Annotated in this window: 23 protein-coding genes; 15 read left to right on the top strand and 8 right to left on the bottom strand. The window is 73.9% G+C overall.

Going from position 1 to position 26,342, the window contains the following annotated elements; translation table 11 throughout:
- The first annotated feature begins 18 nt into the window (after positions 1–18).
- The 4 genes from Q6348_RS04835 to Q6348_RS04850 all read left to right on the top strand — a co-directional run bounded on the left by Q6348_RS04835 (position 19) and on the right by Q6348_RS04850 (position 3,261).
- On the top strand, positions 19–441 hold the full coding sequence (locus Q6348_RS04835) for a GlcG/HbpS family heme-binding protein (protein ID WP_304600171.1): 423 nt from the start codon (positions 19–21) through the stop codon (positions 439–441).
- An 80-nt stretch (positions 442–521) separates the two neighbouring features.
- Complete coding sequence (locus Q6348_RS04840) at positions 522–1,274, top strand: SDR family NAD(P)-dependent oxidoreductase (protein WP_304600172.1); 753 nt, start codon at positions 522–524, stop codon at positions 1,272–1,274.
- A 48-nt stretch (positions 1,275–1,322) separates the two neighbouring features.
- A complete protein-coding gene (locus Q6348_RS04845; protein WP_304600173.1) occupies positions 1,323–2,060 on the top strand; it encodes an SDR family oxidoreductase in 738 nt (245 codons plus the stop codon).
- Between the two features lie 109 nt (positions 2,061–2,169).
- The gene (locus Q6348_RS04850) at positions 2,170–3,261 is read left to right on the top strand and encodes a LacI family DNA-binding transcriptional regulator (protein ID WP_304600174.1); all 1,092 of its coding nucleotides are present in this window, start codon (positions 2,170–2,172) and stop codon (positions 3,259–3,261) included.
- Between the two features lie 33 nt (positions 3,262–3,294).
- On the opposite strand, the gene Q6348_RS04855 is transcribed toward Q6348_RS04850, so the two are convergent.
- Positions 3,295–4,458: an alpha/beta hydrolase gene (locus Q6348_RS04855; protein WP_304600175.1), complete on the bottom strand. Its 1,164-nt coding sequence runs from the start codon at positions 4,456–4,458 to the stop codon at positions 3,295–3,297.
- A gap of 101 nt (positions 4,459–4,559) precedes the next feature.
- Between Q6348_RS04855 and Q6348_RS04860 the strand changes: the two genes are divergently transcribed.
- Positions 4,560–6,260, top strand: coding sequence for a bifunctional lysylphosphatidylglycerol flippase/synthetase MprF (locus Q6348_RS04860; RefSeq protein WP_304600176.1), 1,701 nt, complete (start codon positions 4,560–4,562; stop codon positions 6,258–6,260).
- 4 nt (positions 6,261–6,264) lie between these two features.
- On the opposite strand, the gene acs is transcribed toward Q6348_RS04860, so the two are convergent.
- The 4 genes from acs to Q6348_RS04880 form a co-directional block, all read right to left on the bottom strand.
- Positions 6,265–8,283 carry an acetate--CoA ligase gene (gene acs, locus Q6348_RS04865; protein WP_304600177.1) on the bottom strand — a complete coding sequence of 673 codons (2,019 nt, stop codon included), beginning with the start codon at positions 8,281–8,283 and terminating at the stop codon, positions 6,265–6,267.
- A 129-nt stretch (positions 8,284–8,412) separates the two neighbouring features.
- Positions 8,413–9,711, bottom strand: coding sequence for a hypothetical protein (locus tag Q6348_RS04870; RefSeq protein WP_304600178.1), 1,299 nt, complete (start codon positions 9,709–9,711; stop codon positions 8,413–8,415).
- A gap of 86 nt (positions 9,712–9,797) precedes the next feature.
- Positions 9,798–10,598 carry a formate/nitrite transporter family protein gene (locus tag Q6348_RS04875; protein WP_304600179.1) on the bottom strand — a complete coding sequence of 267 codons (801 nt, stop codon included), beginning with the start codon at positions 10,596–10,598 and terminating at the stop codon, positions 9,798–9,800.
- Positions 10,599–10,678: 80 nt separating this feature from the next.
- Positions 10,679–12,118, bottom strand: a complete 1,440-nt coding sequence (locus Q6348_RS04880) for an NAD-dependent malic enzyme (RefSeq protein ID WP_304600180.1) — start codon at positions 12,116–12,118, stop codon at positions 10,679–10,681.
- Positions 12,119–12,229: 111 nt separating this feature from the next.
- Between Q6348_RS04880 and Q6348_RS04885 the strand changes: the two genes are divergently transcribed.
- Entirely contained in the window at positions 12,230–13,009 is a 780-nt protein-coding gene (locus tag Q6348_RS04885) for a Fic family protein (protein WP_304600181.1), read from the top strand.
- Between the two features lie 280 nt (positions 13,010–13,289).
- On the opposite strand, the gene Q6348_RS04890 is transcribed toward Q6348_RS04885, so the two are convergent.
- The gene (locus tag Q6348_RS04890; RefSeq protein WP_304600182.1) at positions 13,290–14,090 is read right to left on the bottom strand and encodes an HAD family hydrolase; all 801 of its coding nucleotides are present in this window, start codon (positions 14,088–14,090) and stop codon (positions 13,290–13,292) included.
- A gap of 120 nt (positions 14,091–14,210) precedes the next feature.
- Between Q6348_RS04890 and Q6348_RS04895 the strand changes: the two genes are divergently transcribed.
- From Q6348_RS04895 to Q6348_RS04920, 6 genes are all read left to right on the top strand, one after another.
- Positions 14,211–14,897 carry a CpaE-like family protein gene (locus tag Q6348_RS04895; protein WP_304600183.1) on the top strand — a complete coding sequence of 229 codons (687 nt, stop codon included), beginning with the start codon at positions 14,211–14,213 and terminating at the stop codon, positions 14,895–14,897.
- Complete coding sequence (locus tag Q6348_RS04900) at positions 14,894–16,063, top strand: TadA family conjugal transfer-associated ATPase (RefSeq protein WP_304600184.1); 1,170 nt, start codon at positions 14,894–14,896, stop codon at positions 16,061–16,063. The genes Q6348_RS04895 and Q6348_RS04900 overlap by 4 nt, the downstream gene beginning before the upstream one ends.
- On the top strand, positions 16,060–17,193 hold the full coding sequence (locus tag Q6348_RS04905) for a type II secretion system F family protein (protein ID WP_304600185.1): 1,134 nt from the start codon (positions 16,060–16,062) through the stop codon (positions 17,191–17,193). Before Q6348_RS04900 ends, Q6348_RS04905 begins: the two co-directional genes overlap by 4 nt.
- A 128-nt stretch (positions 17,194–17,321) precedes the next feature.
- A complete protein-coding gene (locus Q6348_RS04910) occupies positions 17,322–17,651 on the top strand; it encodes a DUF4244 domain-containing protein (RefSeq protein ID WP_304600186.1) in 330 nt (109 codons plus the stop codon).
- Positions 17,648–18,109, top strand: coding sequence for a TadE family type IV pilus minor pilin (locus Q6348_RS04915; protein WP_304600187.1), 462 nt, complete (start codon positions 17,648–17,650; stop codon positions 18,107–18,109). Before Q6348_RS04910 ends, Q6348_RS04915 begins: the two co-directional genes overlap by 4 nt.
- Entirely contained in the window at positions 18,106–18,525 is a 420-nt protein-coding gene (locus Q6348_RS04920) for a histidine kinase (protein ID WP_304600188.1), read from the top strand. Before Q6348_RS04915 ends, Q6348_RS04920 begins: the two co-directional genes overlap by 4 nt.
- A 14-nt stretch (positions 18,526–18,539) precedes the next feature.
- Here Q6348_RS04920 and Q6348_RS04925 read toward each other — a convergent pair whose 3' ends face one another.
- Complete coding sequence (locus tag Q6348_RS04925) at positions 18,540–20,927, bottom strand: DEAD/DEAH box helicase (RefSeq protein ID WP_304600189.1); 2,388 nt, start codon at positions 20,925–20,927, stop codon at positions 18,540–18,542.
- Positions 20,928–21,164: 237 nt separating this feature from the next.
- On the opposite strand from Q6348_RS04925, the gene Q6348_RS04930 reads away from it, so the two are divergent.
- The 3 genes from Q6348_RS04930 (at position 21,165) to Q6348_RS04940 (ending at position 25,849) form a co-directional block, all read left to right on the top strand.
- The gene (locus Q6348_RS04930; RefSeq protein WP_304600190.1) at positions 21,165–21,497 is read left to right on the top strand and encodes an STAS domain-containing protein; all 333 of its coding nucleotides are present in this window, start codon (positions 21,165–21,167) and stop codon (positions 21,495–21,497) included.
- Positions 21,498–21,998: 501 nt separating this feature from the next.
- Complete coding sequence (locus tag Q6348_RS04935) at positions 21,999–24,287, top strand: sodium-translocating pyrophosphatase (RefSeq protein ID WP_304600191.1); 2,289 nt, start codon at positions 21,999–22,001, stop codon at positions 24,285–24,287.
- Positions 24,284–25,849 (top strand): DUF7059 domain-containing protein, encoded by a 1,566-nt coding sequence (locus Q6348_RS04940; protein ID WP_304600192.1) that lies wholly within the window; start codon positions 24,284–24,286, stop codon positions 25,847–25,849. Before Q6348_RS04935 ends, Q6348_RS04940 begins: the two co-directional genes overlap by 4 nt.
- Before the next feature lie 18 nt (positions 25,850–25,867).
- On the opposite strand, the gene Q6348_RS04945 is transcribed toward Q6348_RS04940, so the two are convergent.
- Positions 25,868–26,230 (bottom strand): nuclear transport factor 2 family protein, encoded by a 363-nt coding sequence (locus Q6348_RS04945; protein ID WP_304600193.1) that lies wholly within the window; start codon positions 26,228–26,230, stop codon positions 25,868–25,870.
- Positions 26,231–26,342: the final 112 nt, after the last annotated feature.

Below are 26,342 nucleotides of genomic sequence, written 5' to 3' on the forward strand. Positions count from 1 at the left end.
GATCTTCAGGGAGAGTGCATGTACGACGTAACGCTGGGCGAGGCCCGAGCGGCGATGAAGGCGGCGGAGGATGTTGCCGCAACGATGGGGATTCGTATCGCTACCACGGTGGCGGACAGCGGCGGGAATCTCGTGGCATTCGCCCGCATGGACGGCACGCAACTCGCGTCGACCGGCATCTCCCAGGGCAAGGCCTACACGGCCGTCGCCTGGAACCGGCGCAGTGACGAGATGTTCGACGTCAGTCAGCCCGGTCAGAGCGGCTATGCGCTCCAGGCCGTGGACCCGAGATACGTCTTCGCTGGCGGGGGGGTCCCTGTCCGGGGCTCCAACGGCGAGCTCCGCGGAGCCGTCGGCGTGTCAGGTGGAACCGCGGATCAGGACCGCGACTGTGCCGAGGCGGCGGTCGAAGCCGTTGAGCGCAGTTCCAAGAGCCGCTGAGTTCCCCGCGCATCGCTCCGGATGTCGCTCGAGCGGCGCCGTGCATGTGCGGATCGGATCAACCCAAAGGAGAGGTAGAAGTGTTTGACTTGACGAACAAGGTCGCCGCGGTGACGGGCGCGTCGCGTGGCATTGGTAAGGCGATTGCGCTCGGACTCGCCGAGGCCGGGGCCGATGTGGTGCTTCTCGGCCCGGACGCCGACGGCATGCGTGGGGTCGCCGATCAGGTCCGCGACCGGGGTAGGCGTGCTCTCGTGGTCGAGCTGGACATCAGGGATGTCCCGGCGATCGAGCCGGCGTTTGCCTATGCGGCGCGCGAGCTCGGTCCCGTGCAGATCCTGGTGAACAACGCGGGCGTGAACCGAACGGAGCCAGCCGTCGAGGTGTCGCAGGAGACCTGGGACCGGCTGTTCGATGTGAACTTGCGTGGCGCCTTCTTCTGTTCCACGGCCGCGGCCAAGGGAATGCTCGACCAGGGCGCCGGCAAGATCATCAACATTGCGTCCGACGCCGGAGCCAAGGGGTATGCCGAGCACGCCGTCTACGGAGCGACCAAGGGAGGCCTCATCCAGCTGACGCGCGACCTCGCCGTCGAGTGGGGGCCCTCCAACATCCAGGTGAACGCTGTCGCGCCCGGGGCGACCTGGACCGACATGACCACGCCTGCGATGCAGGACCCAGCGACCGCTGCGTCGATCCTCGCTCGTGGAGTCTCGACCCGGATCACGAACCCCGAGGAGATCGCGGCGGCAGTCGTCTACCTCGCCTCCCGCGAGGCGGACCAGGTCATGGGGCACGTGCTCGCGGTCGACGGGGGGTCGGGAGCCCAGTGACGGCCCGGGGTAGCACCAGAGGCGTGGGGGATCGGGAAGGGAAGGGCGATGTCTGACGGGAGCCTGGCGGGGCACGTCGCGCTGGTCACCGGTTCGGGTGGTGGCATCGGTCGGGCCGCCGTCCTGGAGTTCGCGGCGCGAGGCGCGTCAGTGGTGGGCGTGGGGCGCCACCCGGACGAGGCTGATGCCCTCCGAGCGGAGGCCGAGGCCCTCGGTGGGGCCTACCTCCACATCACCGGAGACGTGATCGAACCCGGTACCGCCGCGTCCGCGGTCACGAGAACGCTGGAGCAGCACGGTCGCCTCGACACGTTGGTCAACAACGCCGGCGTGGGAATGTACGCGGACTTCGTGGACGCCACGGTTGCTGACTACGACGAGATCATGGGAATCAACATGCGTGGCACGTTCCTGTTCACGCGTGCTGCAGTGCCGCACATGATTTCGCAAGGTTCGGGCCTGATCGTGCAGGTCGCTTCTCAGGCGGGGCTGCAAGGATTTCCGCGGGAAGCCATCTACTGCGCCTCGAAGCACGCTCAGGTGGGCTTCTCTCGTGCCCTGCGGCGAGAGCTTCAGCCGCATGGGATCAAGGTGGGCGTGATCTGCCCGGCAGCCGTGCGGACCTCTTTCGCGCTTGGCCGCGGACGCGACGAGGAGTCCCTGTTGCACGAGGAGCATTTCTTGAGTGCGAAAGATGTCGCGAGCGCGATCGTGTTCATGGCAGCACAGGACAAGGGCGCGCGCGTCACAGAGGTGAGTATGATCTCCCTGGGCGAGGCCCTATAGGTTCGCTACGTCGTCGGGCGGCGGCGCCAAGCGATCACCGGTCGCTGCGCCGCCGCTCGCGCGGTTCCGGGAAAGCCCGGCCGGAGGGCCGTGTCCTAGGGAGGGTCGGGTGAGCAGTGACGTCGGTGAGCGCCGAGTGACGCTCCAGTCGATCGCCGACGCGCTCGGGGTCTCGCGGACGACCGTGTCCAACGCCTACAACCGTCCCGACCGGCTCTCGCGACAGCTTCAAGAGCGAATACTCGAGACTGCCCGCGAGCTCGGCTACGCGGGACCGGACCCGATCGCGCGTCAGCTGCGCACGGGGCAGCGGTCCGCAGTCGGGCTGGTGTTGACCGATTCACTCCCGTTTGCCTTCAACGACGAGGCGGCGGTCGGTTTCCTGCACGGGCTGGCAACGGCGTGCGAGACGGCGCACATGCCACTCATGCTCATCCCCGTCACCTCCGACCGCGACGGAGGGGTGGCACAGATCGAGCAGGCCGCCGTCGACTCCATGGTGGTCTACTCGGTGCCGGACCGTGCCCCCTACGTGGACGCCGTGCTGCGCAAGAACATCCCGGTCGTCGTGGTCGACGGTCCGAAGGACCTTCCCCACACGAGCTGGGCGGGTCTGGATCAGCTCGGGAGCTCGGCGCTCACGGCCAAGCACCTCGCTGACCTCGGGCATCGGGAGGTCGGCGTGCTCTGTCACCGTCTGAGTGACGAGCCGTATGTGGGACACGTCGACGATGAGCGGCTGTCGCGGGCGACGTACCCCGTGCAACGCGAGCGTGTCATCGGCTTCCGTGACGAGTTTCTGAGACTGGTCGGGGACGGCGCACGCGTGCACGTCACGGAACGCCGCGTGAGCGACATCCCTTCGGGACGAAGCGGAGCACGTGCGATCCTTCGAGACTTCCCGGACGTCACCGCGATCGTCTGCACGTGTGATGCGCTGGCGCTGGGCGTGCTCGCCACCGCAAGGGAGCTCGGCCTCAGAGTGCCTGAGGATCTGTCGGTCACGGGGTTCGACGACATCCCGTCGGCGGCCGGCGCGGGGCTGACGACCATCTGGCAGCCGCTCGCTGAGAAGGGCGAGGTTGCCGGGGAGATGGTTCTCGGGAACGCCAACACCGCGGCGTCGAGGCACGAGACCCTGCCCACCCGGCTCATGGTGCGCGAGACCACGGCGGCGGCACGGCACGGGAGGGTGCGCTGACGGGTGACCCGTCCCCCCTCGCGCCTACCGGTCTCACGGCCGGCCGAGGTGCCGCGCGGCGAACGCCAGCGCGTAGGGCAGGGCGGTGCGCGCCATCGTCCAGGTGTGGTGCTGGTGCGGCTCGGCGCGGTACTCGAGCGGCTCACCCCGCGCCGCGAGCAGCCGCACCAGCGTCGCGGCCTGCGCGGCCTCCTCGCTCTGCCGGTCGTCACCCGGCACGTCGACGAACACCGGCACCGGCCGCGGCAAGGTGAGGTCGGGAAGGTAGCTGGCGACGTCGTGCGCGGCGAGCTCGGCGCTGGTCGACAGCATGTCGCGACCACCCTCACCGGGGTTCACGTACGGCATGATCGCCAGGATCGTGGAGAACACGTCCTGGTGCCGAAGACCCTGGTCCACGGCGCAGTACGCTCCCGCGGACATGCCGCCGAGGATCCGGTGCTCGGGGTCCGGGATCGTGGCCAGGTGGTCGTCCACCCAAGGTACGAGCACGTCCAGCAGGTACGTCTCCACCTGGGGCCCGCCCCGGGTCGAGTCGAGGCACTCGGTGTCGGTCTCGGTGACGCCGTTGACGTCGGGAGAGACCAGGATCATCGGCGGCACGAGACCGGCGTCCGTCAGCACGTCCACGGTGTGCGCGGCGTCGCCGCCCGCGACCCAGTCCGACGACGTGCCCGGCTCGCCGTGGATGAGGTAGACGACCGGGTACCGCGTGCTGGCCGGGTCGTAGCCCGGCGGGGTGTAGACCCAGGTCGTCGCGTCGGGCATGTGGAGCGCGGCGGGCACAGGGACGTGCACGGCGTGCAGAGCGCCCGTCCGGGCGGTGCCGACCGACTGGCTCCCGAGCCCCCCGATCCCGTGGCCGGCCAGCACCACCTGGGCGGCCGCGACGCTGGGGACGTACCCCGCGTAGGCGTTGATCCCGGCCATCGCGACCAGGGCGAGGGCACCCGTCGCCGCGATCGCGGTCGGCCAGGCCCGCCCGCCACCCCGCCACCTGAGCACCGCGGCCGACGCAAGCCCGGCCGCGAGGACGCCGAGAGCCGCGACCGTCCACCACGAGCCCAGCCAGTGACTCTGGTCGTGCAGCGCCCGGAGGACGGCGGGCGGCAGGGTCTGCGCGGTGTCGGGGGTCGGCAGCGCGCCCTGCGCGGGTGCACCGACCGAGGCGAACGCGCTCGCGAGGCCCTTGCCCACCCGTACCCCTCTCGGTCCCGCTCATCATCACCGCGCACCAGGGCGGGCACCACCGCACGCGCCCCGGCGCGCCGGAGGGCGCGCGCGGGCATACTGCGCCTGTGACGTCCCCCGCGCCCGGTCCCGCGTTGCGGGCGCACCGCAGGCGGGTGCGCACGCGCAGGATGGCGAGCGGGCTCGCCGTGGTCCTGGCCGCCGTCTCGCTCGCCCTGGCGGCCTTCCCGCCCCTGTGGCTTCGGCTCGACATGGTCGACGGTCTGCTTCCCGTGGTGGTCCCGGGGCACCGGCACCTGCTGCCCCGGACTGCCGCGACGGCACTGGTGTTCGTGTCGGTGGGACTCCTGGTCGTCGCCCGGGGCATGCGTCGCGGACAGCGCCTCGCCTGGGGCTCGGCGATCGCGCTCCTCGTGGTCGCGGCGGTGCTCCACCTGGCCAAGGGACTGGACGTGGAGGAGTCGCTGGTGTCCCTCGCGGCCGCGGGATGGCTCGCGACGCAGCGCGTCGCCTTCCCGGTGCTGCCCACCCGAGCGGCCGTGCGACGCACCCTGTGGCTCTCGGTCCCCGGCGTGGTGCTCGGCGGGGGAGTCGCCCTCGGCCTGAGCCTGCTGGTCCGCCACGAGGCGCGGGCGGCGGACGTCAGTGCCCGGACGTTGCGCCTCGACCACCTGGTGAGCCCCATGGCGGTGGCGGCCGGGGTCTGCCTGCTCGTCGTGGGGCTATGGGTGCTCGTCGCGCCGCACGCGGGTCACCGCCTGTCCCCGGCCGAGCACCACCTGGAGCGTGAACGGGTGCGCACCCTCGTGCGCCGGCACGGTGGGGGGACCCTGGACTACTTCGCGCTGCGGGACGACAAGGACTGGTTCGTGGTCGGCGAGACGGTCGTGGCGCACACCGTCCGCGCCGGGGTGTGCCTCGTGTCCCCGGACCCGATCGGCCCACCGGCCGAGCGCGTGGACGCCTGGGCCGACTTCCTGGCCCACGTCGAGGAACGGGGGTGGTCGCTCGCCGTGCTCGGTGCGTCCGCGCCGTGGGTCCCGGTCTACGAGGCCTCCGGGCTGCGCGCGGTGTACCTCGGTGACGAGGCGATCGTGGACTGCGCCGAGTTCAGCCTCGACGGCTCGGCTCGCAAGTCGCTGCGCCAGGCCGTCGCGCGGGTCGCCAGGGCCGGCTACACCACCACCTTCGCGGACCCGGCCACCCTGGAGCCCCAGCTGCGTGAGCAGGTGCTCGCCCTGATGTCGGAGAGTCGCCGCGGCGAGGCTGAGCGTGGCTTCTCCATGACCCTGTCCCGCATGCTCGACCCCGACGACACCGATCTGGTGCTCGCCCTCACGACGCGTGCCGACGGGCGCCTGGACGGCTTCGTGCAGTGGGCGCCGGCGGAGTCCGTCCGCGGATGGTCACTGGACGTGATGCGCCGACGCACGGACGCCGACGACGTCCCCAACGGGGTGCTCGACGCCTGCATCGTGGCCAGCATCGCGGAGGTCGCGCGGCGCGGCGGAGGCGGCCTCGGTCTGAACTTCGCCGTGGGCCGCCAGGTGCTCGGCACGGCCGAGGCGGGTGCGTGGGCGAGCGTGACCCGGCCACTGCTGCAGCAGATGTCCGAGCGCACCCAGATGACCTCGCTGAGCCGGTTCAACGACAAGTTCGGTCCCGACTGGGTGCCGCGCTACGTGGTCCTGGACGCCCCGGAGTTCGTCGCGACGCAGAGCCTGGTGATGGCCGGGGCCGAAGGGGTCACCGAGATCCCGGTGATCGGCAGGTTCCTGCGTCCCGAGAGCCGTCGCACCGAGCCCTGAGGCGTCAGGTGCTGCTGCTCAGGCCCGTCGCGATCTGGTCCATCACCGACGAGTCGGCCAGCGTCGTCACGTCCCCGACGGTTCGGTGCTCGGCCACGTCCCGCAGCAGTCGCCGCATGATCTTGCCGGACCGGGTCTTGGGCAGCTCGGCGACCACCAGGATCGTGCGTGGCTTCGCGATCGGGCCGATCTGGGTGGTCACGTGCGCGCGCAGCTCGGCGGCGACGTCCGCGCCCTCGCCGACCTCGTCGACCCTGTCGCGGTACTCGGCCCGCAGGATGACGAACGCGACGACGGCCTGGCCGGTGGTCGCGTCCTGGGCGCCGACCACGGCGGCCTCCGCCACCATGGGGTGCGAGACCAGCGCCGACTCGATCTCCGTGGTGGACAGCCGGTGGCCCGAGACGTTCATGACGTCGTCGACCCGGCCGAGCAGCCAGATGTCGCCGTCCTCGTCCTTCTTGGCGCCGTCCCCGGCGAAGTACATGCCGTCGAACCGGGACCAGTAGGTGTCCACGTAGCGCTGCTGGTCGCCCCAGATGCCGCGCAGCATCGACGGCCACGGCTCGGTCAGGACGAGGTACCCGCCGGAACCGTTCGGTACCGGCTGCGCCATCTCGTCGACGACCTCGGCCGAGATGCCGGGCAGCGGCGCCTGGGCCGAGCCGGGCTTGGTGGCCGTGACGCCGGGAAGGGGCGAGATCATGATGGCGCCGGTCTCGGTCTGCCACCAGGTGTCCACGACGGGGGTGCGGTCGTCGCCGATCACGCGGCGGTACCACATCCACGCCTCCGGGTTGATCGGCTCACCGACCGATCCGAGCACGCGCAAGGACGACAGGTCGTACTGTGCGGGGAGCTCCTCACCCCACTTCATGCAGGTGCGGATGGCCGTGGGCGCGGTGTAGAGGATCGACACCCGGTACTTCTGGACGATCTCCCACCAGCGGCCCTGGTGCGGGGTGTCCGGCGTGCCCTCATAGATGACCTGGGTGGCGCCGTTGACCAGCGGGCCGTAGGTGACGTAGCTGTGCCCGGTGATCCAGCCGACGTCGGCGGTGCACCAGTACACGTCGGTCTCGGGCTTCAGGTCGAACACGGTGAGGTGCGTGAACGCCGTCTGCGTGAGGTAGCCGCCGGTCGTGTGGAAGATCCCCTTCGGCTTACCCGTCGTACCGGAGGTGTACAGGATGAACAACGGGTGCTCGGCCTCGACGGGCACCGGGGTGTGCTGGTCGGAGGCGGCCTCGAGGGCCTCGTGCCACCACACGTCGCGCCCGTCGGTCCACTCCACCTCCTGGCCGGTGCGCCGCACCACGAGCACGTGGTGCACGCTGCTCTGGGCGCCGTGGTCCAACGGGCCGAGGGCGTCGGCGGCCCCACCGAGGGCCTCGTCGACGGCAGGCTTCAGGGCGCTCGCCTTGCCCTTGCGGTAGCCGCCGTCAGCCGTGATGACCAGGCTCGCCTGCGCGTCGTCGATCCTCGAGCGCAGCGCCTCGGCGGAGAAGCCTCCGAAGACCACCGAGTGGATGGCGCCGATCCGCGCACAGGCGAGCATCGCTACGACGGCTTCGGGGATCATGGGCAGGTAGATCGCGACGCGATCGCCGGTACCAACGCCGAGCGCGAGCATCGCGTTCGCCGCCCGGGACACCTCGCGCTGGAGGTCGGCGTACGTGAGGGTGCGCGTGTCGCCGGGCTCACCTTCGAACAGAAGAGCCACCCGCTCGCCGCGGCCCTCCCGCACGTGCCGGTCCACGGCGTTCTCGCACGCGTTGAGCCGGCCGTCGGCGAACCACCGTGCGACCGGTGCGGCGGACCAGTCCAGGACCTCGGTGAACGGCGTGTCCCAGGTCAGGAGGTTCCTGGCCTGCTCGGCCCAGAAGCTCAGCCGGTCCGCGGACGCCCAGGAGTACATCTCGGCGTGCGCGTTCGCCTGGGCACCGAACTCGGCGGTCGGCGGGAAACGCCGGTCCTCGGAGAGCAGGTTGTCCAGGGCGGGCTGATGGGAGGTGTCGGTCACGAGAGCTCCAGGCGCAACGTCGTCGGTGCGGGCTGTCGGCGTACGACAAGCCGCCGTTCCTTCGGATGGTAGACGTGGACGCCCGCAGATGCGGACCAAAGTCCCGATCTGGTCTTGAGGGGTGCGGGGCTACCCGGCGGAACGGGCCCGCTCCGCGCGGGCCGCCTCCTCGGCGTCGGCGGCCTGGCGGCGGGCCTCCTCGGCCCGCGAAGCCTCCAGCCGCACCTGGGTCGCCAGCGCGGTGTGCTCGCCGAACAGGCGCCCGCGGCGGCGCGCCACGGCGGTGGCGATCCCGGCGACGAGCAGCACCAGCCCGAGGGCCAGCCACGTACCGCTCCACACGGAACCCGTGAGCTGGTCGACCGATGCGGGGCGGGTCGAGTACAGCGAGTCGATCCAGCTCTCGACCGTTCCGGGCCAGCCCAGGTACCAGACGCTGAGGCCGACCCCCCACAGCGCCCCTCCGGTGATCGGCACGGCGGGGGACCACACCCCCAGCGCCACGACGGCGACCAGCAGGACCAGGCCGACCACGAGGAGTGAGACGTCCCCGGCGTTCCAGGCTGCGTCGCCGAGGGGGTCGCGTCCGCCCTGCCGCACGAGGCCGACGCCCGTGAGCACGAGCGCGATCGGGGTGAGGAACAGTCCGACCAGCACGCCGAGCACGTGCCGTCCGGCCCCCGGGCGGGGCGGCAGCTCCGGGAGATCCGCCTGCTCCCTGCGCTGCGCTCGACGCCCGGCCGTCGGCGGCGGGGCGGGCGTACCGATCGGGGGAGCGACCGGCTGCGCCGCAGGGGCGGGGGGCAGCGTGGCCGTCGTGTCTGCGGTCGGCGGCATCGGCGCGGTGGCGTTCGGATCCGCGACGACCGGCGGCACCGACTCGGCAGGGGCGCCCATGGTCTCCGACGTGGGAACCCGGGTGACCGTGGGTGGATAGGGCCGCGGATGGGCGTGCTGCCCAGGACCGGCCTGGACCCCAGGTGCGCCCTCCGCGGACGGCGGCGCGTCGGCCGTCGTCTCGGCGTTCCCCGGGGGCGCCCACGGCGCTGCCTCAGGGGCGGTGGGCGGTGGGGTGGGCTCCGCGGCCGCGGGCTCGGCCGGTGCGGCGGGCTCGGCGGGTGCAGGGGTGGGCTCCTGGACCGGCGGCGCGGGTTCCGGCTCGGCTGTCGCGGGTTCCGGCTCGCCTGTCGCGGGCTCCGGCTCTGCTGTCGCGGGTTCCGGCTCTGCTGTGGGCTCGACGCCGGCCGCGGGCGGAGCCTGCGGTGCCGCACCGGGCGGCGGTGGCGGTGTCGAGGGCGCGGCCTCGTCCTGAGCCGCGACGTCTGGCTCGGTGGCCGGCTCGGGCGACTCCGGCGCCGCGCCGGAGTCCTCCGGTGCGGCATCCTGGCTGCGTTCGCGGTCGGCTGGCTCGTCGGTCGGCCCGGTCATGGGGCGCCTCCCTCGGCTCGTCGTGCCACGACCAACCTACTGCGAGGAGTGGCGGGCCCGCTTCCGGGCGCACCGGTCGCGCCCCGTCAGACCGTGGCGGCCTCACGCTCGGCGGGAGCGGTCCGGATGCCGACGCCGTAGGCCGCGCCCACCAGCAGCGCGCCCCCGATCGTGTTGCCGAGACCCACCGCCAGGAGGTTGCGGGCGAACTCTGCGACGGTGGCACCGGGCAGACCGCCGTACAGGCCGAGCGAGAAGGTGGTCATGTTGGCCACCACGTGCTCGAAGCCCGACGTGATGAACACCATGACGCACGCGACGATCACCATGATCTTGGCGACCTCGCCGGTCAGCCGGTTCGCGCACCACACCGCGAGGCACACGAGCAGGTTGCACAGGATGCCGCGGACCAGGAGCTGGCCGAACGGCTCCGCAGCCTTGTGCTCCACCATCGAGGCGAGCATCGCGCCGCCGGGCGTCCCCGGCGCGAGCACGCCGGAGGCGTGCACGAGACCGCCGAACGCCAGGGCGCCCAGCAGGTTCCCGCCGAGCGTGGCGAGCAGCACGCCACCGGCACGCCCCCACGTGATCCGTCGCAGCATCGCGCCGTGCGTGAGGTACATCATCGACGACGTCGCCAGCTCGGCCCCGGCGATCACCACGAGGGTCAGGGCAACCCCGAACACCAGCCCGGAGACCAGCGGTGCAAACCCGGATCCCGCCGCGATCAGCGGCCCGGACGCCGTGGTCATGATGACCACGCCGATGCCGATGTAGGCCCCGGCCAGCATGGTGCGGACCAGGAAGGTCCACCGCTGGGACAACAGCGCGGACTTGCCCGCCGCTGCGACGGACTGGCGGGCGACGTTCTCCTCGATGGTCAGCACGCGGGGTAGCGTCCCGTAAGTCGTCCCATGAGCCGTGGGACGAAAGCCTGGTCCGGGCCGTGGATGGTGTGACCGACGCGTCAGCCCAGGTCCGCGGCCGCGTCGTCGGCGCCGATCCGGTACTCCGCCGCGCCCGTCGCGCGCGCCGCGCGCTCCACGGCGGCCGCCACCCGCGAGGTCACCTCGGGATGGAAGACGCTCGGGACGATGTACGTCGCGTTGAGCTCGGCAGGGGAGACCACCCCGGCCAGCGCCCGGGCCGCGGCGAGCAGCATGTCGTCGTTGACGCTCGTCGAGTGCGCGTCGAGCAGACCGCGGAAGACCCCGGGGAACGCGAGCACGTTGTTGATCTGGTTCGCCCAGTCCGAGCGCCCGGTCCCGACGATCGCCGCGTGCGGTGCGGCCTCGTCCGGGTCGACCTCGGGGCGTGGGTTGGCCATCGCGAACACGATCGCGTCGTCGGCCATGGTCGCGATGTCGTCCCCCGTCAGGATGCCCGGGGCGGACAGCCCGACGAACACGTCCGCGCCCGCCATCGCGTCGCGCAGCGTGCCCGTCAGGCCCCGCGGGTTGGTGTGCTCGGCGATCCAGCGCAGCGAGGGGTCCAGTCCGTCGCGGCCGGTGTGCACGACGCCGTCGATGTCGCACACCACGACGTCGGTCGCACCCGCGTGCAGGAGCAGCTTGAGCACCGCGGTGCCGGCGGCGCCGGCGCCCGACATCACGATGCGCACGGCCGCGAGGTCCTTGTGCACGACCTTGAGTGCGTTGGTCAACGCCGCAAGTGCCACGATCGCGGTGCCGTGCTGGTCGTCGTGGAACACCGGGATGTCCAGGGCCTCCCGCAGCCGCGCCTCGACCTCGAAGCAGCGCGGGGCGGAGATGTCCTCGAGATTGATGCCCGCGAAGGCCGGCGCGATCGCGACGACCGTACGCACGATCTCGTCGACGTCCGTGGTGGCCAGCGGCAGCGGGAACGCGTCGATCCCGGCGAACCGCTTGAACAGCGCGGCCTTGCCCTCCATCACGGGCAGCGCCGCGAGCGGGCCGATGTCGCCCAGCCCGAGGACCGCCGTGCCGTCGGTGACCACCGCGATGGTGTTGCGCTTGATGGTGAGGTTGCGGGCGTCGGCCGGGCGTGCGGCGATGGCCTCGCAGACCCGCGCCACGCCAGGGGTGTAGACCATCGACAGGTCGTCCCGGTTGCGGATCGGCACCTTGGACTCGATCGAGAGCTTGCCGCCCAGGTGCATGAGGAACGTCCGGTCGCTGACGCGCTCGACCAGCACGCCGTCGAGGCCCTCGAGCGCCTCCACGATCTGGCCGGCGTGCTCCTCGCCGCGCGTCGCGCACGTGACGTCCACGCCGATCCGGGCCTGCCCGGACTCGGTCACGTCGAGTGCGGTGACGATCCCGCCGGCACGTTCGATCGCCGTCGTGAGGTCGCTGACGGCGGTGGGCCGGGCGCGCACCCGCATGCGCACGGTGATCGACGACGACACGCTCGGTGCTGAGGCCATGGCGCCATTGTGCGCGGTTGCGGCGTCATGAGCAGGAGCGTCGCGAGGCTCGGGCGTGTTTGCGCGAGCGCGCCGGCTCGACGACCCTCCGAGCGCTCCTATGGTGTCGCCATGCGCCGCACCCCCCAGGACGACGTCGTCGCGTCGGTTCGCGACGCCTGCACGCGGCTGCGCTGGCACCCGGCCCTGCGCCGGGGCTGGGACGTCGCCCGGGTGGAGGCGGACGTGCGGGCTGCGTCGGCCGGGGCGGCGCTGGACGGGGCACGCGTGCCACCGGCCAGGGTCCGCGAGCTGGCCTCGGGTGCGTCGCCACAGGGTCCCGACGAGGCCGTCGCGCGGGCGGGCCTCCGGGTCCGGGCGGCCGTGACGCGGGGCTGGTCGGGCCCCACGGCACCGTTGCCGAAGGTCCCCCTCGGACAGCTCGTGGTGTCGCTGCACGTGGCGGCGGGGGGCGACGGCCGGCTCCGGGTCGCGGACCAGCCGGGGGACCTGCGCGGCCTGGGCGAGGCTCCGGTGGGACCGCGCCTGGGTGGCGCCCTCGTCGAGCTCGCGGACCTGGTGGGTGGGTCGGCCGGCACCTCAGGGCTGGAGACCGCCGCAGCGGCGCTCGCCCAGCTGAGCCTGCTGCGACCGTTCCGCGACCACAACGCGGTCGTGGCGAGGGCGGTGTTCCGGTGGGTCACGATCACCTCGGGCCTGGACCCGTCCGGGCTGGCGATGCCCGAGGTCGCGTGGGCGCAGGACCCGCAGGGCTTCCTGGGCACCCTGGCGGGCGCCAGCACGGCGGCGGGGTGGCGCCCCTGGGTCCAGCGGTGCGCCGACGCGCTGCTCGGGGGGGCACAGGCGGCCCACGTCGTCGCCGACGACGTCGCTGCGGGTCGGCTCACGTAGCCGCGGTCGCGCGCGAAGCCGCCGCACAAACCGACGGCGTTCCCGCAGGAACGCCGTCGTGACAGCGGCGGGGGACGAGTGATCAGGCGCTTCACGTCTTGCCGCAACGGGACAAGCCCGGTCGGCAGGTCCTCTCGAGGACTGGTCGAGCGTGGGTTGCTCGTCTCCCGCTGTGCTGTTGTACCTCTGTTGTACGCCTAGAACCTCGCGCTGGGAAGTCGTGCGGCGGCGCGCTGGCCCGCTCGGCGTCGGCGAGGTCCGAGGCCCGGGACCGGCACTCTCAGCCGGTGGGACGGGCGTCGCGCCGCACGAGCCACGCGGCGACGCACACGCCGAGCAGCGCCGTGCCCACGATCGCCGCAGTGTGCCGGGCCCGAGGCAGTGGCAGTCGCAGGGCGACCGGCCGCGCGAACGTCGCGACCGACCAGCCACGGTCCTCGGCCATGCGGCGCAGCGCCCGGTCCGGGTTCACCACGGTGGGGTGCCCCACGAGCTCGAGCAACGGCAGGTCGGTGACCGAGTCCGTGTAGGCGTAGCTGTCCGTCAGGTCGTAGCCGTGGGCGAGCGCCAGCTCGCGCACCGCATCGGCCTTGTCCTGCCCGTAGGCGTAGAACTCCAGCTCGCCGGTGTACCGCCCGTCGCGCACCTGCATACGGGTGGCCACCACGTGCTGCGCGCCCAGCAGGTCGGCGATCGGCCGCACCACGTCCATGCCGGACGCGGAGGCGATCACGACGTCGTGCCCACGGGCGTGGTGGTCGTCGATGAGCGCGACGGCCTCGGCGTACACGGTCGGCGCGATCGCGGCGGCGAGGGTCTCCTCGACGATGCGGGCGACCGTCGCGACATCCCAGCCACGCACCATGGTCGACAGCGCGGAGCGCAGGCGTTCGGTCGCCGCCGCGTCCGCGTGCCCGAGCTCGAACGCGGCACGCGCGTAGGCCGCCCGCAGCATCGCGCGCCGGGTCAGCAGACCGCCGGCCCGGAACGGGCGTGACAGGGCCATCGCCGCAGGAGTGGCGATGATCGTCTTGTCCAGGTCGAACACGGCGGCGACCCGACGGGCGTCCTCGCTCGGCACGTGCCGAGGGTAACCGCGGCCGGGCTCGGCCGTCGTGCACGGCCGCGTTCGCCGGCACCCGTCCACAGGGCACGGGGTCGCTTCGGGCGGCCGGTGCCGGGCCCGGGCAGGCTCGTCCCTGTGTCCGGGGTCGTCGTGGTGGCGGGCGCGACGGGAGGTGCCGGCGCGTCGACCTTCGCCGCGCTCCTCGCACGCACGTGGGCGCGCGGCGACCGCGCCGATCCGGTGGTCCTGCTGGACCTCGGTGCCGGTGCGGGCCTGGAGGTGACGCTCGGCATCGAACGCCGACCCGGCGCGCGATGGCCCGCGTTCGACGGGCTGCGCGGGTACCCGGAGCCTGACGAGCTGCTGGGTGCTCTCCCGCGGTGGCGCGGGGTGGACGTGCTCTCGGCGGAGCGGACCGGCGCGATGCCGACCGGCGAGGTGGTGACGGCGGTGCTGGGTGGGTTGCGGGCCGGCCGAGCGGGCGTCGTGGTGGACCTCGCCGCCGGCAGAATGGACTCCGATGCAGCGCACGCCGCGACCTGCGGGGCCGAGGTCGTGCTGCTCGCCGGTCAGGACGTCCGCGGCGTCGCGGGGCTGCTGGCCGCCCGGGAGCGGCACCCTGGCCCGGCACGGTTGGTGCTGCGCCGCCGACGGTCCACGGTCGCGCCTCTCGAGGCGGCGCACGTTGCCGACCTGCCGCTGCTCGGGCTGCTGCCCACCGACCGCCGGATCGCCGATGCGGCGGACCGTGGGCTGGGGCCGGAGCCAGGCCGCCGGCTGCGGCGTGCCGTCCTGCGGATCGCCGGACGGCTCGGCCCGTGAGCGTCCACGCGCGGGCCCACCGCCCGGCCTCGTTCCGCGGCCTCGGCATGGAGGGCGAGGCGGGGCACGGCGGGGCGGTGGGACGGGGGGAGCTCGCGGGGCTCGGGGACGTCTCGCAGCGCGGGGTGGGCAGCGCGGGACCCCTCCAGCCCTTGATCGCGGAGCGTGGGGTCACCGACGTGCTGGTCAACGGTCCCGACGACGTCTGGGTGGACCGGGGCCGGGGGCTCGAACGACGCACCGCCGTGCTGGGCGACGAGGAAGGGGTGCGCGCGCTGGCCGTGCGGCTCGCCGCGCTCGCGGGTCAGCGGCTCGACGACGCCTGCCCGGTCGTGGACGCCCGGTTGCCGGACGGCACGCGGTTGCACGCCGTGCTGCCTCCGGTGTCCGCGTCCGGTGTGCTGATGAGCCTGCGTGTGCCCCGTCGCCGCCCGTTCACGCTGCCCGAGCTGGTGGCCTGCGGCACGGTGCACCCCGCGCTCGTGCCGGTGCTCCGGGAGCTCATGGTCGGCCGCGCGAACGGGCTGCTCACGGGCGGCACGGGTACCGGCAAGACCACTCTGCTCGCGACCCTCCTCGCGCTCGCAGCGGCGGACGAGCGGGTCGTGCTGGTGGAGGAGGTCCCGGAGCTCACCCCCGACCACCCGCACGTCGTCGGGCTCGTGGTGCGCCGCCCGAACGTCGAAGGGGCCGGTCGGGTGGACCTGCCCGAGCTGGTGCGCCACGCGTTGCGGATGCGGCCGGACCGCATCGTGCTCGGCGAGGCGCGCGGTGCAGAGCTGCGCGAGGTGCTCGCGGCGCTCAACACCGGGCACGACGGCGGCTGGGCCACGATGCACGCCAACGCCCTGCACGACGTACCGAGCCGGCTGATGGCACTGGGCGCGTTGGCCGGTCTCGACCCCGCGAGCGTGGCCGCCCAGGCCTCCAGCGGCCTCGACGTCGTGGTGCACCTGAACCGCGTCGGGGGCAGGCGGCGGGTCACCCAGGTGGGCGTGGTGGTCGACGCCGCCTCGCGCGGGGCCCCGGATGCCCAGAGGCACGGGAGCGCGGGGGCCCCGGGGCTGCACGTGCTCGAGGCCGTCACGGCCGACGGCGACGGCGCTCGTCGCGGGCCCGGTTGGGGGCTGCTCACCGAGCGTTGGCCGGCCGTGTCCGACGGGTGAGTCGCGCGCACGGCCTGCTGCCCGACGGTCGCAGCACGTCGCCCCGGTTCCTCGGCCGGGGGCTCGTGCGGACCGGCCCACGCCGGTCGGCCGGTCGAGAGTTCTCGGAGCTCGTGGTGGACGTCGCCGCAGCGGTCAGGTCCGGCGCCGACCCGAGCGCCGCGTGGGCGGCACGCGGCGTCCGCGGCCAGGAGGTGCCCCGCGCCGCCGACCTGGCCCGGGCCGGGGCGCGGCCGGACGCGGTCGCGGCCGTCCGGGCGGCCGGGCGGCTCGTCGCGCGCACGGGAGCACCACCGGCCGCGGTCCTCGACGCCGTGGCGGCATCGCTGGAGGCCGAGCAGGACACCGACGATCGGCGCCGCGTTGCGCTGGCCGGCCCGACGTCGTCGGCGCGGCTGCTCGCGTGGCTCCCGGCGCTGGGTCTGCTCCTGGGCGTGGCGGTGGGTGCGGACCCGTTCGGCGTGCTCGTCGACGGTGGCGCCGGGAGCGTCCTGGGCCTGGCAGGTGTCCTGGCCGCGCTGGTGGGGCGCGCCTGGAGCTCGCGGCTCGTGCGGGCCGCGGGTGAGGGAGCGCGTGAGGCCACGGATCGCGGGGCGTGGCGAGGGGATCGGGCTGCACGTCCGGCGTCCTCCGTGCGGGCCGCTCGTGGCAGAGGTGCGCGGACCAGACTCGGACGCCGCCTCGTCGCCGGCGAGACCCCAGAGGTGCCCGTCGCCGTCCTGCTCGAGCTGTCCGCCGCGGTGTGTGCCGCCGGTGCGAGCGTCCCGGGAGCGCTCGAGGGGGTGGGGCGCGCGTCGGGCGGCCGGCGCGGGGCGGCCATGGCCCAGGCCGGTCAGCTGCTGACGTCCGGACTCCGCTGGTCGCAGGCCTGGGCCGGGGCCCCGCGGGAGGTCATGGTGATCGCGGACGCCCTGCGTGCCGCGTGGGGGGCGGGAGTGGCGCCGGGGCGTTCGCTGCGCGCCGCCGCCAGACGGCTGCGCCGCGAGCAGAGCGTGGCGGCCAACGAGGCAGCGGGGCGGCTCGGGGTCCGGCTCCTCCTGCCGCTGGGTCTGTGCCACCTGCCCGCCTTCGTGATGGTCGGGCTGGTGCCCGTACTGGTCTCGCTCGCCCGAGGTGAGCTGGGCCAGTAGCCCTCGACGGTCCTCCACAGCCGGACGCGGGAGCGTGGCTCCACCGGTCCCACGGTCGGTTCCCGGTCCGGCCGACGTCGACGGCGAGGGTGGGGGAGCCGGGTGGTCCGGCACGGAGGGAGGGTGTGATGACGAGGACCGTGAGGGGCGCACGTACGCGGGGTGGCGCGGGAGCGAGCACACCGGGGCGCCCGGACGGAGCGATGCCCGCGGGCGCGGGTGGGGCCGGCGACGTCCGCGCGTCCGGCGGCGTCCCGCGGCCCGCTCGCGTGCAGGCGGTCTGGAACCGGCGCTGCGCCGCGCTGCGTGACGCGACCGACGCGGGGATGGCCACGGTGGAGTACGCCATCGTGACGGTCGCGGCGGCGGCCTTCGCCGGGCTGCTGGTGCTCATCCTGCGCAGCGACGAGGTGCGTGAGCTCCTCACCGGGATCGTGCGCGGGGCACTGACCACGTGACCGAGGGTGTGGGCCACCCGGCCGGAGTCCTGGCGCTCGCGGCGGTGGCGCGCGCCCGCCGCCCGGCCGGGCGGCCCACACCGGTCACGCGCGCCGACCACGGAGCGGTCACCGTCGAGCTCGCGGTGTCGCTGCCTGCCGTGCTGCTCGTCATCGCCGTCGTGCTGGTCACGGTTGCCGCCGCCGGGCTGCAGCTGCGCGCCGCCGAGGCGGCTCGGACCGGCGCGAGGCTCGCCGCGCTCGCGCTCGACGACGCATCCGTGACCCGAGGCGTCCGGCGCGTGCTCCCAGGGGCGGACGTCGACGTGGAGCGTGATCCGCCCTGGGTCACCGTCCGCGTCGCAGCGACTGCCCCGGGCGGACCGCTGACGGCAGGCCCGCTGACCGTGCGGTCGTCGGCCGTCGCCTGGCTGGAACGCGCGCCGGGCCGGGCGAACGGACAGGAGCGGTCCGGGTGAGCTGGTGGGCGCCGGGCTGTCGCGCACCCGCCCGGAGCGCGTCGCCGTGGCAGGAGGGCCGCGATGCGGGAGCCGGGACGGTTCTCGCCATCGGCGTCGTCGCTGTGGTGCTGAGCGCGACAGCCGTCCTGGCGGTGGCCGTGCGCGGTCTGGCGGGGGCGCAGCGGGCGCGCGCAGCCGCCGACCTCGCAGCCCTGGCCGGGGCGCAGGCCGTCGCGCTGCCCGACGGCCTGACGTCCACCGTCGACCCGCAGCTCGCCCGGGACCTTGCCTGCGGACGGGCGCGCGAGGTCGCGGTGCGCAACGGCGGTGTGATGGGCGCGTGCGACGTGCGCGGCGCCGTGGTCACGCTGACCGTCCGCGCAGGTGGCCCGTGGCCGGCGCATGCGACGGCGCGCGCGGGTCCGGCTCCGTGACGTGCCAGGACACCTCAGCCCTCGCCGAGGACCACGTCCAGCAGCCGGAGAGCGCCGGCCTTGTCCAGCGGGTCGTTGCCGTTCCCGCACTTCGGGGACTGTACGCACCCCGGGCATCCGCCGGTGCAGCCGCACGCTGCGATCGCGTCCCGCGTCGCGGCCAGCCAGCGGTGGCCCAGGCGGTAGCCGCGTTCCGCGAAGCCCGCCCCGCCCGGATAGCCGTCGTGCACGAACACGGTGGCCGAACCGGTGTCCGGGTGCATCGCCGTGGACAGCCCGCCCAGGTCCCACCGGTCGCACGTGGCCAGCAGTGGGAGCAGACCGATCGAGGCGTGCTCCGCCGCGTGGAGTGCGCCGGGCGCGGAGCCGTCGTCCACCTCGGCCGCGGCGAGCACCTCGGGCGGCGCGGTCCACCACACGGCCGTCGTCCGCATCGTCCGCGGTGGCAGGTCCAGGACGTCGCCACCGACCGCCGCCAGGTCCGGCAGCCGCCGCTTGGTGAAGTCGGTGACCTGGGTCGTGGTGTCCACCACGCCGAAGCCCCACGTGACCCGGCCGACCTGTCGCACCTCGCGGACCTCACGGATGTCCACGGTGCTGGCCCAGTGCGCCCAGGTGCGGTGGTCGACGTCGTGCGCCTGGACGAGCGCCACGGACGCCTCCAGGTCGAGGTGCTCCACCAGGAAGGTGCGGCCCTGGTGCACGTAGACCGCTCCGGGGTGCACCTGCGCATCGGCGGACGCCGCGTCGACCGTACCGAGCAGTCGGCCGGTGTCCTCCTCGACCACGCGCACCGGCTCCCCTCCGGTGCCGCGCAGGTCGGTCAGCCGGGTTGCCGGGTCGGCGTGCGTCCAGTACCAGCCCGAGCTGCGCCGACGTAGCGCCCCGCGCTCGACCAGGACGTCCAGGAGCTCGCGCGTCCCGGGGCCGAACAGTGCGAGGTCCTCGCTGCGCAGCGGCCGCTCCGCGGCGGCCGCGCACAGGTGCGGGGCCAGCACGTAGGGGTTCTGGGGGTCGAACACCGTGGCCTCCACGGCAGCGCCGACCACCTCCTGCGGATGGTGCACGAGGTAGGTGTCCAGCGGGTCCTCGCGGGCGACGAGCACCGCGAGGCCGTCGGCGCCGGCGCGGCCCGCGCGCCCCGCCTGCTGCCACAACGAGACCCGCGTGCCCGGCCAGCCTGCGATGAGCACGGCGTCCAGCCCCGAGATGTCGACGCCGAGCTCGAGCGCGTTGGTGGTGGCCAGGGCGCGCAGCGCGCCGGACCGCAGGGCGCCCTCCAGTGCGCGGCGCTCCTCGGGCAGGTAGCCGCCGCGGTAGGCCGCGACGGTCGACCCCAGTCCGGGTTCGACCTCTTCGAGGTGATCCTGCGCCATCGCCGCCACGGACTCCGCGCTGCGCCGGGACCGGGCGAAGGCGAGCGCCCGGGCACCGGACGCGACCAGGTCTGCCAGCAGCTCGGCGACCTCGCTCGCCGCGGACCGGCGGCCTGCCGCCGGTGGGGCGTCCACGGAAGGTTCGTCCACCGCGCCGGCCGGTGCACCCGCGTGGCGCAGGGTCGCCGTCGCGGCCAGCAGCGAGCGCGCGCCCGGCACCTCCGGGGGCTGCCACAGCACCAGCGTGCTGCGCCCGCGGGGGGACGCATCGTCGGTGATCGTGACCACGTCGTCGACCGGAACCCCGAGCAGCTGCGCGGCGCTGCGCCCCGGGTCGCCCGTGGTGGCCGAGGCGAGCACCACCGTCGGTTCCGCGCCGTAGCCGCGGGCCAGCCGGAGCGTGCGGCGCAGCACCGCGGAGACGTGCGCGCCGAAGACGCCGCGGTACGCGTGCGCCTCGTCCAGCACCACGACGCGCAGCCCGCGCAGCAGCCGCATCCAGCGGCGATGGCCCGGGAGCAGGGAGAAGTGCAGGAAGTCCGGGTTCGTCAGCACCACGTCGGCGTGCTCGCTCACCCAGCGGCGGGCTTCCGGGCCGGTGTCCCCGTCGCACGTCGCGACCCGGAGGTCTGGGAGCGCAGCCGTCGTGAGAAGTCGTTCGAGGCCGACGAGCTGGTCCGCGCCGAGTGCCTTGGTGGGGGCCAGGTACAGCACCGTGGCCCGCGGTGCGGCGGACCCGCGGACCGCGGTCAGGGCGGGGAGCCAGAACGCCAGAGACTTGCCCGATCCGGTCGAGGTCGCCAGCACGGTGTGCCTGCCGCCGTGCACCGCGTCGGCGGCGGCGACCTGGTGCTCCCACGGCTGCTCGACGCCGAGGGCCCGGTAGCCGGCCACCAGGTCGGGGTCGGCCCAGTCCGGCCACGCAGCCGCGCGTCCGGCGCGCCCGGGCAGCCGCTCCACGTGCGTGGCGCGGTCGGCCCGGCGTCCGCCGGCGAGCAGCACGTCGAGGAGGTCGTCCGAGGTCACGCGACGATCGTGCCACCGGCTGCCCACGCCCCTTCGCGGCGTGCTCCCGTCGGCCCGTCGCCCTGGGCCCGCACGGCCCCCGGCACGACTCCGCGACGACCCGCCGGGCGAGGTCCCCGCGATGTCACCCGGACGGCCTAACGTGCTCGTCCCGGGTGACACCGTGAGCCCTGGATTCACATGACCCGAGCCGGGCCCGTGGTGTTGACTAGCGGGACCGAGCGGAAGGAGACCCGCGTGGACGTGTCCGTCACGAGCCGCCAGATCGGCGACCGGACCGTGATCGAGGTCACGGGCGAGATCGACGTCTACACCGCTCCGGCTCTGCGCGAGGAGATCGCCTCCCTCGTCGACGCGGAGCACACCTCCATCGTGGTGGACCTCACGCAGGTGTCGTTCATGGACTCCACGGGGCTCGGCGTGCTCGTCGGAGCCCTCAAGAAGGTCCGCACCCTCGGCGGTGACCTGTCGTTGGTCATCAACGAGGAGAAGATCCTCAAGGTCTTCCGGATCACCGCGCTCACACAGGTGTTCGCGATCCACCCGTCGCTGGCCGAAGCACTCGCCTGAGGCCGCCCCACGGCCTGCCGGACCGGCTGACGGCGCGCAGGGCGCCGAACCGTTGTACCTCCCGCCCTGCACGCGGTGCCGGCCTCCGTCGGCGGACCCGGCGCGTCCGCGCCGAAGGGTGCAGCGAAACCGTCGCCATGCGACGGGAACGCTTCACCCTCGGGCAGGTGCTCGGCGTCGGCGACCACCGTCCAGTCCTCGCAGAACCGCAGCACCACGCACGTGCGCTCGCCCTGCGCGGGAGTGTGCAGCGCGACGGCTCGCGGTCCGCGGCGACCTCGTCGTGCCCGGCCCGTGCGATCCCGCGCGGACGACGTGCGTGCGGTCTCCCAGGCGGTCATCGGGCTCCGTCCGGGCCGGCACCGGCCACACGAGGTTCCTCCGTTCCCGGTGGCGCGGGAGGGTCCCGCCCGTAGACTCTGGCCTTCCGCGGCGTCACCGCGCCCGGCACCGGCGCCGGACGGCCACCGCCTCTGTGCGCCACCAACGACTGGAGGTCGGATGCCCACGCTCGGCAGCACGAGCATCGTCATCGTCGCGGTGATCGCCGCGATCGCCGTCGTCGCCCTGGTGTTCGCGGTCGCGCTGCGGCGCCAGGTGCTCGAGGCCCCCGAGGGCACCACGGCGATGCAGGCCATCGCCCAGGCGGTGCAGGAGGGTGCCTCGGCGTATCTCAACCGGATGTTCCGCACCTTGGTGCTGTTCGCGGCCATCGTGTTCGGGCTGCTCTTCCTTCTGCCGGGCGACAGCGGCATCCGGATCGGACGGTCCATCTTCTTCCTCGTCGGGGCGGGGTTCTCCGCGTCCATCGGCTACCTCGGGATGTGGCTCGCGGTGCGCGCGAACGTCCGCGTCGCCGCCGCCGCGCGGGAGGCCGACGGCCGTACCGAGGGGGCCCGGATCGCGTTCCGCACCGGCGGCGTCGTCGGGATGGGCGTGGTGGGACTCGGCCTGCTGGGCGCCACGGGTGTCGTGCTGCTCTACCGCGAGCAGGCGCCGTCGGTGCTCGAGGGCTTCGGGTTCGGTGCCGCGCTGCTGGCCATGTTCATGCGCGTGGGCGGCGGGATCTTCACCAAGGCGGCCGACGTGGGCGCGGACCTCGTGGGCAAGGTCGAGCACAACATCCCCGAGGACGACCCGCGCAACGCGGCGACCATCGCGGACAACGTGGGCGACAACGTGGGCGACTGCGCCGGCATGGCTGCAGACCTGTTCGAGTCCTACGCGGTGACCCTCGTGGCGGCCCTCATCCTGGGCAAGGTCGCCTACGGCGAGCAGGGCCTGGTGTTCCCGCTCATCGTGGCCGGCATCGGGGCCGTGACCGCAGCGCTCGGCGTGGTGCTCACCCGGGTCCGGGGCCAGGAGTCCGGGCTCGCGGCGATCTACCGCGGGTTCTACACCGCGGCCGTCATCGGGGCGGTGCTCACCGCGCTGGCCGCGTTCGTCTACCTGCCGTCCAGCTTCGCCGGGCTCAGCGGGCTGTCCGCGGACCTCGCGGATCACACGGGCGACCCGCGGCTGGTCGCGACGCTCGCCGTGGTCATCGGCGTGCTCCTGGCCGGGATCATCCTGTGGCTCACGGGCTACTTCACCGGGACGACGTCCAACCCGACGATCCACGTCGCGCGCACGACGCTCACCGGCCCGGCCACCGTGGTGCTCTCCGGGATCGGCGTGGGCTTCGAGTCCGCGGTCTACACGGCGGGCATCATCGCCGCCGCGATCTGCGGCGTTTTCCTCATCTCCGGCGGCTCGATCACCCTGTCGCTGTTCCTCATAGCGTTGGCCGGCTGCGGACTGCTGACGACCGTGGGCGTGATCGTCGCGATGGACACCTTCGGGCCGGTCAGCGACAACGCGCAGGGCATCGCGGAGATGTCCGGCGACGTCGACGCGCGCGGTGCGCAGACCCTCACCGACCTGGACGCCGTGGGCAACACGACCAAGGCGATCACCAAGGGCATCGCGATCGCGACCGCGGTGCTCGCCGCGACGGCGCTGTTCGGCTCCTACACCGACGCGGTGCAGGCAGCGGTCTCCTCCATCGCGGGCGCCGCGCAGTCCACCGGGCTCGCTCTGGCGATGCTGTCCTACCAGGTGATCTCCCCGATCACGCTCGTGGGCGTCGTGCTCGGCGCTGCCACGGTGTTCCTGTTCTCCGGGCTGGCCATCGATGCGGTCACCCGAGCGGCCGGGGCGATCGTGTTCGAGGTGCGCCGCCAGTTCCGCGACCACCCCGGGATCCTGACCGGTGACGAGCGCCCGGAGTACGGCAAGGTCGTGGACATCTGCACGCGCGACTCGCTGCGCGAGCTCGCCACGCCAGGCCTGCTTGCCGCGTTCGCGCCGATCGCCGTGGGCTTCGGCCTGGGGGTGGGCCCGCTCGCCGGCTTCCTGGCCGGGGCGATCGCCGCGGGGGTCCTGATGGCCGTGTTCCTGGCCAACTCCGGCGGGGCGTGGGACAACGCCAAGAAGATCGTCGAGGACGGCCGGTTCGGCGGGAAGAACAGTGACTCGCACGCCGCAGCCGTCATCGGTGACACCGTCGGTGACCCGTTCAAGGACACCGCCGGCCCCGCGATCAACCCGCTGATCAAGGTGATGAACCTGGTGGCGCTGCTCATCGCCCCTGCCGTGGTGCACGTCTCGGTGGGCGACTCCGCGAACCACACGGTGCGGCTGGTGATCGCGACCACGGCGATGCTGATTGCGTTCGGTGCCGTGGTGCTGTCCCGGGTGCGCGCCGCGATCGTGGACCGGAAGGGGCAGCTGGAGCGCGAGGTCGCGTGACCCGGGACCCGGCCCCGCTCCCGGCCCCGCCACGCCTGCGCGCCGCCGACATCGAGTCGCTCGCGGCGGACCTGGCGCCGTACGGTGCCGAGGACGTCGAGCACCGGCTGGGGCCGCTCGCCGCTGCCGCGCTGCACCGCGAGCAGCCCGCGGCGGCTCTGCTGGCCACCCGCGGTCCGGCGCAGGCCGGTGACGCGCTCGCGGCGATCGTCCGCTGCTTCGTGCTCGGTGCCGAGACCACCCGGCGCGCGCTGGACACCGCCCTCCCGCGGTGCGGCAGCGCCGGGCTCGAGCGGCTCGGACTGATCCGATCCTCCGGGACGGCAGGGCAGGACGCCGTGCGTGCGAGCGTGGACCTGAGGCCGGTGGACGCGGTCGACCACACCGGTTCCACCACCTGGTGGGTGGCGTCGGACCTCGGCGCGATGAGAACCCGCGGCCCGCTGCACGCCGAGCACGTGCTCGGGGTGGGCGGCGCGTCCGTGACCCTCGCAGGCCTCACGGTGCGCGACCGGCGCGCGCGGACCCTGGACCTGGGCACCGGGTGCGGAATCCAGGCGCTGCACGCGGCCCGGCACTCCGAGGCCGTGGTGGCCACCGACGTGTCGCCGCGGGCACTCGCCTACGCCGCCTTCAACGCGGCGCTCGCCGGCGTGGAGCTGGACCTGCGCGCCGGGTCGATGCTGGACCCGGTGCGCGGCGAGCAGTTCGACCTCGTGGTCTCCAACCCGCCGTTCGTCATCACCCCGCGGTCGCTCACGGACGACGCGCTGCCCACCTACACCTACCGGGACGGCGGCATGGCCGGGGACGCGCTGGTCCGGGCCCTCGTCACCGACGTCGGCGGCGTGCTGGCCCCGGGCGGCGTGGCCCAGCTGCTCGGCAACTGGGAGCACCGCACGGGCGAGGACTGGACCGAGCGGGTCGGCGCCTGGCTGGACGCCTCCGGCCTGGACGGCTGGGTGGTCCAGCGCGAGGTGCTGGACCCCGCCGAGTACGCCGAGCTGTGGCTGCGGGACGGCGGTGCCCTCCGCGAGCAGGACCCGGCGGCGTGGGACCGGACGATGACCGCCTGGCTGGCGGACTTCGCCGCGCGCGGCGTCGACGCGGTCGGGCTCGGTTTCGTGGTCCTGCGACGACCGGTCGGCGCCGTGCCCACGCTGCGCCGCCTCGAGGAGCAGCGCGGTGCGGCGCCCGGACCGCTCGGACCGCACCTGGCCGACGTGCTGGCCTCCCACGACCTGGTCACCGGGCTCGACGACGACACGTTGCTCGGGTTGCGGCTGCGCACCGCCGCCGACGTCACCGAGGAGCGGCACCTGCGTCCCGGGGCGTCCGGCCCCCAGGCGATCGTGCTGCGCCAGGGCGGTGGGTTCGGCAGGACGGTCCCGGTCGACACGGCCCTCGCGGGGCTCGTCGGGGCGTGCGACGGGGAGCTCACCCTGGGTCAGCTGACGGGCGGTCTGGCGGCCGTGCTGGAGGTGGACCTCGGGTCCCTCCGTGCCGAGCTGCTGGGTCCGGTCCGCCAGCTCGTGACCGACGGGTTCCTGCAGGTGGTGTGAGCCGGTCGCGGCGCCGGCTCAGCGCGGGGTCTGCTGGTGCAGCACCAGACGCCAGCCCTCGGCGCGTCGCACGTAGGTGCTGCAGATCCACGCCGAGTACCGCACCACGCCGCGCCGGGCCACCACGCCGTAGGTGACCAGGCCGACCCCGGTGCGGGGCAGGTCGACCCGGACGTCCTCCAGGACGAAGCCGTCCCAGGGGGCGCCGCTCATCGAGCGCAGCGCCTCGGCCCGGTCGGTGATGCGCAGGCCGCCCGGCACCAGCATCTCCACGTCGTCGTCGAGCAGCTCGCGGTAGAAGGCCTCGGCCGCGTCCGGCGTGTCCGACAGCGCCCGCCAGCCCCGACGCTCGAGATCGGCCAGCAGCTCGCGATCGCCCATGCCGCCCACCGTAGGCACGCTCTCCAGGCGGTGCACGGGCCGGCGCCACAGCCCCGGACGCCTCCTCACAGCGTGCGTCCAGCCGGTGATCAGGTCAGCATCAGGGCGGTGC

The organism is Actinotalea lenta (assembly GCF_030586465.1).
Lineage (GTDB): Bacteria > Actinomycetota > Actinomycetes > Actinomycetales > Cellulomonadaceae > Actinotalea > Actinotalea lenta.

What these genes read in the sequence shown, in the direction of transcription:
- Q6348_RS04835 (WP_304600171.1), top strand. Translation starts at nt 19, where the DNA reads ATGTACGACGTAACGCTGGGCGAGGCCCGAGCGGCGATGAAGGCGGCG.
- Q6348_RS04845 (WP_304600173.1), top strand. Translation starts at nt 1,323, where the DNA reads ATGTCTGACGGGAGCCTGGCGGGGCACGTCGCGCTGGTCACCGGTTCG.
- Q6348_RS04870 (WP_304600178.1), bottom strand. Translation starts at nt 9,711, where the DNA reads ATGACCGGGCCGACCGACGAGCCAGCCGACCGCGAACGCAGCCAGGAT.
- Q6348_RS04880 (WP_304600180.1), bottom strand. Translation starts at nt 12,118, where the DNA reads ATGGCCTCAGCACCGAGCGTGTCGTCGTCGATCACCGTGCGCATGCGG.
- Q6348_RS04885 (WP_304600181.1), top strand. Translation starts at nt 12,230, where the DNA reads ATGCGCCGCACCCCCCAGGACGACGTCGTCGCGTCGGTTCGCGACGCC.
- Q6348_RS04910 (WP_304600186.1), top strand. Translation starts at nt 17,322, where the DNA reads ATGACGAGGACCGTGAGGGGCGCACGTACGCGGGGTGGCGCGGGAGCG.
- Q6348_RS04935 (WP_304600191.1), top strand. Translation starts at nt 21,999, where the DNA reads ATGCCCACGCTCGGCAGCACGAGCATCGTCATCGTCGCGGTGATCGCC.
- Q6348_RS04945 (WP_304600193.1), bottom strand. Translation starts at nt 26,230, where the DNA reads ATGGGCGATCGCGAGCTGCTGGCCGATCTCGAGCGTCGGGGCTGGCGG.